The sequence below is a fragment of the Streptomyces sp. SID486 genome (genome assembly GCF_009865385.1).
In the GTDB taxonomy this organism is placed as follows: Bacteria; Actinomycetota; Actinomycetes; order Streptomycetales; family Streptomycetaceae; genus Streptomyces.
The window spans coordinates 15,774-27,271 of sequence record NZ_WWJT01000790.1; the positions used below are offsets into that span (position 1 = coordinate 15,774).

Consider the following 11,498-nt stretch of genomic DNA (forward strand, 5'->3'; position numbering starts at 1 on the left):
CCTCGTGACGGGGTTCAGGGGGTGGCGGGGCCGGTCAGTCGCCGCCACAGGGCGTCGTCCTGCCGGAACAGGCGGTCCTTGACCTGCGTGGGACGGATTCCGCTGCCGACGGCGGTGTGCCAGTCCCGGTGGAAGGCCTCCGCGTCGAGCAGCCGCAGTGCGGGGGCGGAGAGCCGCTGCTCGGCCCTGGTGCGCCGGTAGTCGGCGGACTCCCGGCCCAGCGCGTCGTCCAGGAGGGCCGTGAACCGCGCGGCCTCGGTCTCCTGCCAGGGGGTGCTCGGGGCGACGGCGAAGACGTAGTGGGGTGCCGGTGCGCCCGGGGTGTGCTCGACGCGGCAGGCGACGTTGACCAGTTGCGTGCCGGTGGCGGTCAGCGCGGTGCGCAGGGCGCGGACCACCTGGGACTCGCGCAGCCGCTCGCCGGCGGCGTCGGACCGGTTGGCGCGGCCGGCGTACTCCACGCGCGGCACCCCGCCCGGAAGGTCGACGACGCGGACGACGTCGCCGACGGCGTACCGGTACAACCCTCCGACATGGCTGAAGATCACGTGGTACTCGCGGCCGGCCTCGAGTTCGTGCGGCAGCAGCGTCGGGGTGTCCGGCGTGAGGTCGGCGTCGGCGTCGGCGAACTCGTAGACGGAGGCGGTCGCGACGAGGCTGCCGGCCGTGCCGTGCCGGTCCAGGGGCACCCCGACCGGTCCCTCCGACGCCGCGACCGGAGCCGGCAGCGCGGTGACGCCGGTGCCGTACCGCTCGCGCAGCGCCGGCAGGTACAGGGAGGCCACGCCCGTGGTCCAGCCGAACAGGGCGCGGATGTTCGGCCACACGTGGGCCGGGGTGACGGTGCCGAAGTAGTCGGCGAGCCGCTGGAGTTCGGCGGCGCGGACCGGGTCGGGGCTGCCGTGCGGGACGCCGCCGAGGGTGCCGTCCCGCACCTCCCGGACGATGCGCTCCCACCACAGGGACAGCTGGTAGGGCACGGCCGCGATCATCGCCGGATTGATGCCGATGAGGCAGCGCACGTCGCTCTGCACCGCCAGCCGCAGCCGCAGGTACATCTTCTCCAGGTGGTCGTCGGGCGCGACGTCCACGGGCAGGGTGGCCCAGGGCGCGCCGGTGCCGAGTTCCGCGGAGAGCGGTTCGCCGAACTTCTCCCCGAAGTCGACCTGGCTGGCGCCGACATGGGGGTGTCCGTCGGCGGTGGTCGGCGGCGCGGCCAGCGGGTCGTGCTTGAGGTTCAGCACCGCGTCGGGGCGGTGGGTGACGTCGGGGAAGTGCTCGATGAGGGGTGCCCAGGCCGCGTAGTAGAAGGGGAAGAAGGTGGTGCGCATGAACCGCGGGGTCACCGGGATCTTCTTGTGGGCGCCGGTGCTGCCGCTGCTGGTGAAGTACACGACCGGCCGGTCGGCGGAGAGCAGGTTGGGCTCCCCCTCCGCCGTGCGCTCGATCAGCGGTGCGTGCGCGGCGTAGTCCTGGACCGGAACGGCCTTGCGGAAGTCGTCGACGTGACGTATCCGGTCGAAGTCGTGCCGCCTGCCGAACTCGGTGCCCGCGTTGAAGCCGAGCAGGTCGGTGAGGACGTCCTGCTGCCGGCCGCGCAGGTCGGTGAGTGCCTCGGTGAGCCGGTCGCGCTCGGCGAGCACGCGCTCGCGGTACCGGTCGGCGTGTCCGGGAGCCGCCCATCCCTGCTGTGCGGTCATCGGGTCAGCACCTCCGCCACGGCTTCGGCGGTCCGGGCCGCACCGGTTCGTTCCTCGATGATCGTCATCGGCAGTTCCCGTATCTCTTCCAGCATCAGTTTGCGGAGGTTCTTCTGGTAGCTCTCGAACCCCAGCCACCCGGGGCGTTCCCCGAAGTACTCCAGGGGGTTCAGGCGTGCGCCGTCGCCGGAGCGCCGCCAGGCGGAGGCGGGCGAGACGTCGAGGTAGACCACGGCGCGGGGCTGCGGGAAGGAGCGCCACCAGTCGTACATGGGGTTGTGGTCGACACCGGCGAGCCGGCACTTGGCGAGGATCTTGTAGTAGTAGGAGTCCATCAGCAGCGGCACGTCCGGGTCGTGCCGCTCCAGCTGGTCCCTCAGGTGGACGACGGCGGTCTGGAGCAGACTGGCCAGGAAGTCGGCCGAGTACACGGTGCCCAGGTGCGGCAGGACGTCCTTGACGACGTGCCGGCGCAGCTCGGTGACGAGTGCGTGGCCGGCCCCGACGAGGCTGTCGTCGGTGGACAGGGTGCGCCATCCCGGCAGCCGGGTCGCGATCTGGGCCATGACGGTCGACTTGCCGGCGCCGTCCGGGCCGAGGAGCACGTGGAAGGGCCGGTCAGTCACCGGTGACCTCCACGACGGCGCACGTCCAGGTGAAGCCGGCGCCGACGCCGACCAGCAGTACCCGGTCACGGGGCGCGAGGCGGCCGGTGTCCAGCAGGTGGCTGAGCCCGGCGAACTGGTCGCCCGGGCCGAGGTGTCCGACTCCGAGGCCGTAGTCGAGCAGGCTGCGTTCCTCGGGGACGCCGATCGGGTCGAGGCACTGCTTGTGCGACAGGTCCGCCCCGAAGAAGGGGGTCAGCACGAAGGCCATGCCGGCGACGTCGCCTTCGGCGTCCTCCAGGCAGTGCTTGACGGCCGTCAGCATTCCGGCCTCGTTGCGTGCGATGGTCTCGGCGACCGGGACGTCCTCGAGGAAGGCCCGCTTGCGGGCCTGGAGGTCCAGCGGCGCCTGCGGGTCGGCGGGCGGGTGGTGCAGGTCGTCACCGCGGTGCAGGCCCTCCAGGGAGGGCTCGGACCAGGTCGCCGTCGACACCAGGCGCAGCCTGCCCGGGGTGCGGGAGACCACCATGGCGGTGCCGCCGTCACCGAAGACCAGCCCCCGGTCCGCCGACCATCGCGGGAAGCGCGGCTCGGCGAACCGGTCCGCGGTGGTCAGCAGGGCCGCCGTGAGCGTCGGTACGGCGCTGAGGTGCACCGCGGCCAGTTCCAGCGCCGCCATCCCGCCGTTGGACATCTGCCGCAGCTCGAACGCCATGGCCTCGCCGGGGCCGAGTACCTCGCGCTGGACGTAGGAGGCGGTGTTCCAGAAGCTGACGCCCTGGTCGTAGCAGCCGGCGTGGATGAGGAGGCCGATGTCCCGCGGGTCGCGGCCCGCCCGCTTCAACGCCAGGCGGCCGGCGTCGGCCGCCAGATCGGGGGCGGGGCGGTCGCTGACCCGGGCGGCCCGCTGCCGGGTGCGGGTGGCCTCCTCCGCGCTGAACCGCCCCTCGGCGACGGCTCGTGCGCTGTCGGCCGGCTCTCCCAGCACGGCGGACACCGCATCGATGTACAACCCTGACCAGCGCATGGTCCTTACCCCCTCGCATGCCTGTTCCGTGATGGTCCTGGGGGCCGCACGGCGACGCGCGCGGGCGCGGTCGCCGTGCGGCCGGGTGTGTTCAGACGGCGTCGAGGACGCGCAGCGTGCCGGCGTCCGGGCCGGACCAGTCGGGCACCTCGTCCACGCGGACCACCGCCGTGGTCCAGCTGAAGCCGATGCCGACGCCGACGACGAGCACCTGGTCGCCGGGGCGCAGCTGCCCCGACTCCAGCAGGTGGGTGAGGCCGGCGAACTGGTCGCCGCCACCGATGTGACAGGTGCGGCGGCCCCACTCCCACACCGTGCGGTCCACGTCGATCTTGTAAGGGGTGAGGAACTCCCACTCCAGCAGGTCACGCCCGACGTTGGGTACGACGACCCGGGCGATGTGGTCCATGGAGGTGTCCGCCTCGGCGAGGGTGCGCTCGGTGTTCTCCAGCAGGCCGGTCACCAGCCGGTCGACGACGAAGTCCTTGCCGACCCGCTTCATGTAGCGGCTCTTGCGGCCGCGCAGGTCCAGCGGCTTGCCCGTGGGGTGGGGCACCAGCGTGAAGCCGCCCTCCACGTCGCGGTAGGCGTCCTCCAGCTCCGGGTCGGAGGTGGAGTTGCTGGCCAGCAGGCGGGCGATGCCGCTGCCGCGGGAGAGGACCAGGGCGGTCGCGCCGTCCGCGAAGACCTGCCCGCTGTCGCTGTACCAGCGGTCGAAGCCGGGCAGCGCGTAGCGGTCGCCGGTGGTGAGCAGGACCGCCTGGGTGCCGGGGCGGCCGTTCAGCCAGGACGCGCCCAGCTCCAGGGCGGCCATGCCGCCGTTGGAGGCGTGGTCGACGTGGATGGCGGGCGCCGTGCCGGCCACGGTGTGCCGCTGGACGTAGGAGGCGGGCGTCCAGAAGTCCTCGCCCTGGTGGTACATGGCGGCGTGCAGGACGAGGCCGATGTCCTCGGCCGCCCGGCCGCTGCGGGCCATCGCCTGCTTGCCGGCGGCCACGGCCATGTCGACGGCGCTCATGTCGTCCGACTCCAGGGCGGACAGGAGCTGGTTCTCGTCGAACTCGTCGGCCGGGTAGCGGCCTTCGTCCCTCGCCTGCTCGGCGCTCACGGGTGCGGGCAGGTGCGTGCCGAGTCCGGCGATGTGGATGTCTTCCCAGCGCATGGGTGTCCTTCCGGGGTGTGGTGGGGCGTGCGGGCGCTGGTCAGCGGTGGTTCCAGGACGGGCTGGGACCGAAGCGGCGCGCGCTGGTGTGCTGCTCGTAGGGCATGCCGTCGGGCATGTTGAGGACCTCCATCTGCAGGCCCCAGGGCGCCCGGAAGTAGACCCAGCGGTCGCCGTGGATGGGTCCGCCGTCCTCGATCAGCTGCGGCTCGCCGAGCACCTCGACGCCGGGCACGGTGCGCAGGTGGGCCACGGCGGCATCGACGTCCTCCACGTAGAAGGCGAGGTGGTGGCCGCCGATGTCGCTGTTACGCGGGAGTTCGGTGCGCTGGTCGGCGACGGTGTACTGGAACAGCTCGATGTTGGTGACCGGTCCGAGGCGCACCATGGCCGCGTCGACGTCGATGTCCTGCGGGACGTCCAGCTGCCGGTGGCAGTAGTCGGCGTCGGCGGCGATACCGACGCGGTAGAGGAGTTCACCGCCGAGGACGCCGGTGAAGAACTCGAGCGCCTGGTCGAGGTCGGGCACCGTGTAGCACAGGTGGTCGACGCCGAGGGCGGTGGGAAGGGCCGGGGCGGGCAGGGCGGGGTCCGGGACGGGCCGGTACAGCCGCGCGTCGGTCTCCTTCTCGTACGGGAGGTCCTCGCCGACCTGCTGGAGCTCCATCTGGAGACCCCAGGGCGCGCGGAAGTAGACCCAGCGGTTGCCGGCGATCGGGCCGTCGGTGATGGTCTGGACGTCACCCAGCACGGTGACGTCGGACCGCTCGCGCAGGAAGGCGACGGCGGCGTCGATGTCGGCGACACCGATGGCCAGGTGGTGGCCGCCCACGTCGCTGTTGCGCGGGAGTTCGGTGCGCTGGCCGGGGGCGGTGTACTCGAAGAGCTCGATGTTGGTGTCGGCGAGCCGCAGCATGGCGATGTGCGCGCTGGCGCGCGGGTGGACGGCCAGCTGCCGCCGCATCCAGTCGCCGTCGTCCTGGACGGGCCCGATGCGGTAGAGCTCCTGGGCGCCGAGGACCTCGGTGAAGAAGCGGACGGCCTCGTCGAGGTCGGGCACCGTGAAGGCGTGGTGGTCGACGTTGCTGGCGGTGGGTATGGAGGTCACCGGTGGTTCTTCCTTCGGGGCGAGAGGGTGTTCACAGACGGCCGGCGTGGGCGGCGTTGGCCTCGGCGGCGACCAGGCTGAGGCCGCCGTCGACGACGACGGACGTGCCGGTGGTGTACGCGGCCTCGGCCGAGGCGAGGTGGCGGATCAGCCCGGCCACCTCGTGCGGGCCGCCGGGGCGGCCGGCCGGGATGGCGGGGCGCGCGATGGCGGTGGCGGGGTGACCCGCCGGGACGCCGTTCATGGGGGTGGCGGTCTCGCCGGGGGCGACGGCGTTGACGGTGATGCGGTGCGGCGCCAGTTCCATCGCCATGACCTTGGTGAGCATGCCGAGGCCGCTCTTGGCGACGCAGTAGGTGCTGCCGCCGGTGATGGGGATGTGCTCGTGGACGCTGGTGACGTTGATGATGCGCCCGCCGCGGCCCTGGTCGATCATCACGCGGGCCGCCTCCTGTGCCAGCACGAAGGGGCTGGTGAGGTTCACGTCCAGGACGCGGTGCCAGGAGTCGAGATCCTCCTCGACGACGGCGGCGCGGCGGTTGACGCCCGCGTTGTTCACCAGCACGTCCAGACCTCCGGCGGTGCGTACCGCGGAGCGCAGCTGCTCGGCGGCGTGCGCGGGGCGGGTGAGGTCGAACGCGACCGTGTGGGCCTCGACGTCGTGGGCGGAGGCGAGTTCGGCGGCGAGTTCCTTGGCGGCCCGCTCGTTGCTGCCGTAGCCGATCACGAGGTCGTGGCCGACGGCGGCCAACGCGCGCGCCGCTTCGGCGCCGATGCCCGAACTGGCGCCTGTGATGAGGCTGATGGGCCTGGTCATGACTGTCCTTCGGTTCGTGGAGGGGGCTTCGTCGTCACGCGGCGCTGGGGTCGAGTGCCACCTTGGGGGCGGTGCGGCCGGCGTCCTGGAGCAGGGCGAAGGCGTCGCCCACGCGCTCCAGCGGCAGGACGTCGGCGATCATCCCCTCCGCGGTGAGCGCCTTGTCCTGGAAGAGCTTCAGGACGCGGTCGTACTGGTCGAGACCGTGCCGGATGCCGTGCACGGTGACGCCGCGCAGGACCAGTTCGCCGATGTGGACGCCGTCGACGGGCTCTGTCGCGACACCGACGGCGGCGATCCGGCCGCCGACGCCCGTGCAGCGCAGGGCGTCGTGGAAGGCGGGGGCCGCGCCGGACGCCTCGACGACGACGTCGTAGTGGCCGGCGGGGGCCTCGCCGGGGAGGAAGGCGTGGCGGGCGCCCATACGGCGTGCCGTGGCCAGTCCGTTGTCCTCGACGCCGACGACGTCGACCGCGCCGGCCATGCGTGCGGTGAGCTGGACCGCCAGCAGGCCGATGGTGCCGGTGCCGATGACCAGTACCCGGTCACCGGGGGCGCAGCGCACCCGCTCCAGGCCCTCCAGCACCGTGACGGCCGGCTCCACGAGCATGGCCTCCGCGTCCTGGACGTCCTCGGGTACGACGCTCAGGGCGCGCGCGGGCATCCGCAGGTACTGGGCGGCGGCGCCCTGCTGTCCGTAGAGTCCGACCTCGCGCAGTGCCGCGCACTCGTTGCGCCGCCCGCGGTGGCAGGCCCGGCAGTCACCGCAACTGATCATGGTGTGGCCGACGACCCGGTCACCGGCGCGGAGCCGGGCGCCGGTGCCGCGCTCCGCGTCCGGTGCGACGGCGACGACCCGGCCGACCCACTCGTGGCCGAAGACGAGCGGGTAGGGCGCCCGGCCGTCACGTACGTAACTGGCGGTGCCGTGCAGCAGTTCCAGGTCCGTGCCGCACAGGCCGACGCGCAGCGGCTGCACCAGCACCTCGCCGGGCGCCGGTGCGGGGATCGGCAGGTCGAGGATCTTGGAGACGTGCGGGGCGGCGACGGCGGCCGCGCGCATCGTCCCGGTCGGCCAGCCGGTGGTGGTGGGGAGGGTCATGCGGCGCGCTCCTGATTCGGGCCGGCCGGAACGCCGATGGCACGTTCGTGGACCGGGAGTTCGGGTACGCGGGGTGGCAGGACGGCGCGGGAGGTGCTCGACAGGACGCGCAGTACGAGGAGTTCGGTGCCCTCGGGGCCGGCCTGGAGGACGGCGCCGGAGGTGGCGCCGACCAGCACCACGTCGCCGGCCGCGAGGGGCCGGGTCCCGTCCCGGGTGAGCAGCTCGGCGTCGCCGCGCACGAGGTGGACGGTCTGCTCCACACCGGGGTCGTCGTGCCGGCTGGAGCCGCCGGGCGGCAGGACCACGTGGTCGAAGGTCTCGCACTCGCTGTGCAGCATGCCGCGGCGGGCCAGGCAGCGCCAGGTGGCGGCAGGGGTGCCCGCGGGGCGCAGCGCGCGGGTGGGGGTGCCGGGTTCGGTGACGATCATCGGGTCTCCACGGCCGGCTGCTGCAGGGAGAGTTCGGCGTGGAACAGGCGCAGTCCGTCCTCGGCGGCGGTCAGCCGGGCGGAGGTGCCCTTGGGCAGGGTGACCGACACGCCGGTGCGCAGCGGGGCCTGGCTGTCGGCGGCGTGGGCGGTGCCCGAGCCGGACAGGACGAAGACGGTGTGCTCGGTGTCGGTGGAGGCGAGGTCGAGGTGCTCGCCGGCGCCGACGGTCACGGCCTCGACGAGCCGCAGCGGACCGGTGAGAAACGTGGTGGGGTCGATGCGCTTTTCTTCGGGCAGGTGGTGGATCCGGGCGTTCACGTCATCCTCTGTTCGCCTGTCGACGGCATCGGGCGGGGTGGTGGTGCGGCCGCGCAGGGAGCGGCTGGTGTGGGGGGAACGGATCTCGGCCACCAGCCAGTCCAGGCGTGTGGTTCCGGTGTTCACCAGGCCGTGGACGGTGCCGAGGCCGGTGAGGATCAGGGAGCCGGCCGAGACGGGGTGCGGGGTGCCGTCGAGGTACATCTCGCCCTCGCCGGACAGCAGGAAGTACAGCTCCTCGGTACGGGTGTGGCGGTGCTCGCCGCTGACGCCGCCCGGCGGGATGCTGGCCCACTCGACCGCTTCCCACTCACCGGCCAGGTCGTGCCGGCCGGCCAGGCACTTCCAGTGGGACAGGCCCCTGGCTCCGTGCACGCCGTGCACGTCGGCCGGGGTGGTGACGTCGGCGACCAGGGCGGCGGGTGAGGCGGTCGGGGAGGGGCTCATCGGCGCGCCCGCTCGTGCTGGAGGGAGCGCAGGTCGGCCACCGCGTGGGCGAGTTCCTGCGCCGTCACGTCGTTGACGAAGGTGGCGCGGCCGATGCCGACGGGCAGCGGGAGGCGCTGCTGGCCGTCACGGTGCCGGACGGTGTCCTGGAGCGCGTCGGCGAGGATCTCGCCGGTCAGCAGGTCGTCGAAGCTGGGCAGTTCGAGGGCGCGCATGGTGGCCAGCACCCGGTCGCGGTCGGTCTCGCTGACCATGCCGCGGTGCTGTGCGAGCACGGTGGTGAGGGCCATGTCCACGCAGACGGCCTCGCCGTGCAGCAGCTCGGGCAGGGCGCGCATCTCGACGGTGGGGCTGAAGGTGTGGCCGTAGTCGACGACGCGCTCCAGCTTGGCCTCCCAGAGGTTGGGCTGGAGTTCCTCGAGCATGCCGTGGATGGCGCGGCGCAGGGTCTCGGCGCCGGCGAGCTCGCCGGTGGACGACAGGCCCTGGAACTTCTCCTCCAGCAGCAGGGCGCCGTGCCGTTCGAGGATCTGGAAGAGTCCCTCGTCCTTGATGAGGGCGATCTTGAGGATCTCGGCGAGTCCGTTGCTGATGTGCCGCCGGTCCAGGGTGTTGAGGAAGCAGCGGTCCAGCAGGGTCAGGTCGGCCGGGAAGTAGGTCCCCAGGCGGTTCTTGTGCCCGTTGAAGTTGACGCCGGTCTTGGCGCCGACACCCGCGTCGACCAGGCCGATGAGGGTGGTGGGGACGCGCACGAACGGGGTGCCGCGCCGGTACAGGCTGCTGACCAGGCCGACGATGTCCATCAGCACACCGCCGCCGATGACGATGACGGGCTCGTGGCGCCGGGCGATGCCGAAGTCGTCGATCTCCTCGACGATGCGGGCAGCGGTGTCGAAGCTCTTCACGGACTCGTCGGCCGGGACGACGCACAGGTGGTGCTGCACGCCGTGGTGGTCGAAGTAGGCGCGTATGCGGTCGCCGTGGAGCAGGTCGACGTTGGCGTCGACCACCACGAACCGGCGCACGCCGGCCGCGGTGCTCACTCCGTTGCCGCCGGCCTCCAGCAGGTCGGTGCGGGCGGGGTTGAGGACGTCGTCGGTGAACCGGATCTCGTAGCTGACCGGCTTGGCGGCCCGTACGACCCAGGAGTCGACCTGCTGGCTGAACGTGTAGAGGCCGGACGGTTCCTGGAAGGCGCCGGCGCCGGACTGCGATCCGGCGGCCTGGGGCCGCAGAACGTCGGAAGGGAGCATGAGAGCACACCTCACAGGTAGAGAGCTGCGTTGCGACGGACGGTGGGGGCCACGACCGAACCGGCTCTCCCCCCGTCACGGGATGACTCGATCCGTCCCGCCAGCGAGACTCTCAAACAGATTCCATGACTTGTCAAGTATTTTGAAATGCATGCGGGGTGCATTACCGTGAGCGTCCCGGCACGAGGGACAGCCGGACCACCGCACCGAAGCGACCCTCAACGCCGTTCCCCCGCAAGCCACTTCGAAGGATCGCCATGACCTTCCCGCTCTTCGCACTCATGCTGTGCGTCTTCGGCGTCGGGACGTCCGAGTACGTCATCGCCGGCATCCTGCCGGGCCTCTCCGACGACCTGGGGATCGACATCCCCTCCGCCGGACTCCTGGTCACCGCCTACGCGTTGGGCGTGGTGATCGGCGGCCCCCTGGTGACCATCGCCACCGTCCGCATCCAGCGCAAGACCCTGATGCTGGTGCTGATGGCCGTCTTCATCGCGGGCAACGTCCTGGCCGCCGTCGCCCCGAGCTACGGCGTCATCGTCGTCGCCCGCGTCCTGGCGGCCCTGGTGCACAGCACGTTCGTCGCCGTCGGCATCATGCTCGCCGTCAACATGGTCCCCGAGGGGCAGGCCGGCACCGCGGTCGCCAAGGTCTCCCTGGGGCTGAACCTGGCCACTGTGCTGGGCGTCCCGCTCGGCACGTTCATCGGTGAGAGCTACGGCTGGCGCGCGACGTTCTGGGCGGTCGCCGGCATCACCACCCTGGCCACCCTGCTCGTCGCCGCGGTCGTCCGCCCCGCCGAGGCGACCGGCGGCGGAGCCGCGTCCGAGCTGAAGGTGCTGACCAACCGGCGCGTCCAGATCGCCATCGTCATGACCGTGCTCGGCAGCGCCGGCTTCGGCACGGTCTTCACCTACATCTCGCCGCTGCTGACCGACGTCACCCACTTCTCCACCGACGCGGTGGCCCTGCTGCTCATCGTGTTCGGCGTGGGCTCCGTCCTCGGCACGGTGCTGGGCGGCAAGCTCGCCGACCGCTCCCTGATGCCTGCCCTGTGCGGACTGCTCGCCGCGCTCACCGTCATCCTGCTGCTGTTCGGTGCCGCAGCACCGGTACAGGTCATCGCCGCCGTGCTCGTCTTCGTCTTCGGCGCGGCCTCCTTCTCCATCATCCCCGGGTTGCAGGCGCGCATCCTCAGCGCGGCCACCGGCGCCCCCACGCTCGCCCTCGCCGTGAACATCTCGGCGTTCCAGCTCGCCAACGCGGGCGGCTCGTGGCTCGGCGGACGCGTCGTGGACGGGGCCGGAGTGCGCTGGATCACCGTCGCGGGCGCCGCGGTGACCGTCCTCGGGCTCGCCCTGGGGCTGTTCGAGCTGGTGCGCGACCGGCGCGCCGAGCAGGCCGGGCAGCCCGAGCGGGCGGCGGCCGGCGAGCCGGACACGCGTACGGCGACCGTGAACTGAGGCCCCGTGATGACCACGGGAAGCATCCGGCCCGGCACCCGCACCCGCACCCGCACCCGCACC

At 72.4% G+C, this 11,498-nt stretch carries 11 protein-coding genes; 1 reads left to right on the forward strand and 10 read right to left on the reverse strand.

Going from position 1 to position 11,498, the window contains the following annotated elements:
• Positions 1–14: 14 nt before the first annotated feature.
• From GT045_RS37575 to GT045_RS37620, 10 genes are all read right to left on the reverse strand, one after another.
• Positions 15–1,700, reverse strand: a complete 1,686-nt coding sequence (locus GT045_RS37575; protein WP_161336952.1) for a GH3 auxin-responsive promoter family protein — start codon at positions 1,698–1,700, stop codon at positions 15–17.
• Positions 1,697–2,326: a hypothetical protein gene (locus GT045_RS37580; protein WP_161295182.1), complete on the reverse strand. Its 630-nt coding sequence runs from the start codon at positions 2,324–2,326 to the stop codon at positions 1,697–1,699. Before GT045_RS37580 ends, GT045_RS37575 begins: the two co-directional genes overlap by 4 nt.
• Positions 2,319–3,332 (reverse strand): ketoacyl-ACP synthase III family protein, encoded by a 1,014-nt coding sequence (locus GT045_RS37585; protein ID WP_161336953.1) that lies wholly within the window; start codon positions 3,330–3,332, stop codon positions 2,319–2,321. The genes GT045_RS37580 and GT045_RS37585 overlap by 8 nt, the downstream gene beginning before the upstream one ends.
• A 91-nt stretch (positions 3,333–3,423) precedes the next feature.
• Complete coding sequence (locus GT045_RS37590) at positions 3,424–4,494, reverse strand: ketoacyl-ACP synthase III family protein (protein ID WP_161295186.1); 1,071 nt, start codon at positions 4,492–4,494, stop codon at positions 3,424–3,426.
• Between the two features lie 40 nt (positions 4,495–4,534).
• Positions 4,535–5,602: a VOC family protein gene (locus GT045_RS40840; protein WP_161295188.1), complete on the reverse strand. Its 1,068-nt coding sequence runs from the start codon at positions 5,600–5,602 to the stop codon at positions 4,535–4,537.
• 31 nt (positions 5,603–5,633) lie between these two features.
• Positions 5,634–6,419: an SDR family oxidoreductase gene (locus GT045_RS37600; RefSeq protein WP_161336954.1), complete on the reverse strand. Its 786-nt coding sequence runs from the start codon at positions 6,417–6,419 to the stop codon at positions 5,634–5,636.
• 34 nt (positions 6,420–6,453) lie between these two features.
• Positions 6,454–7,521: an alcohol dehydrogenase catalytic domain-containing protein gene (locus GT045_RS37605; RefSeq protein ID WP_237539188.1), complete on the reverse strand. Its 1,068-nt coding sequence runs from the start codon at positions 7,519–7,521 to the stop codon at positions 6,454–6,456.
• Entirely contained in the window at positions 7,518–7,952 is a 435-nt protein-coding gene (locus GT045_RS37610; protein ID WP_161295192.1) for a hypothetical protein, read from the reverse strand. Before GT045_RS37610 ends, GT045_RS37605 begins: the two co-directional genes overlap by 4 nt.
• Complete coding sequence (locus tag GT045_RS37615; RefSeq protein WP_161295194.1) at positions 7,949–8,719, reverse strand: cupin domain-containing protein; 771 nt, start codon at positions 8,717–8,719, stop codon at positions 7,949–7,951. The genes GT045_RS37610 and GT045_RS37615 overlap by 4 nt, the downstream gene beginning before the upstream one ends.
• Positions 8,716–9,972 carry a sedoheptulose 7-phosphate cyclase gene (locus GT045_RS37620; RefSeq protein WP_161295196.1) on the reverse strand — a complete coding sequence of 419 codons (1,257 nt, stop codon included), beginning with the start codon at positions 9,970–9,972 and terminating at the stop codon, positions 8,716–8,718. Before GT045_RS37620 ends, GT045_RS37615 begins: the two co-directional genes overlap by 4 nt.
• A 257-nt stretch (positions 9,973–10,229) precedes the next feature.
• Here GT045_RS37620 and GT045_RS37625 point away from each other — a divergent pair, with 257 nt between their 5' ends.
• The gene (locus GT045_RS37625) at positions 10,230–11,435 is read left to right on the forward strand and encodes an MFS transporter (protein ID WP_161336955.1); all 1,206 of its coding nucleotides are present in this window, start codon (positions 10,230–10,232) and stop codon (positions 11,433–11,435) included.
• The last annotated feature ends 63 nt before the right edge of the window (positions 11,436–11,498 follow it).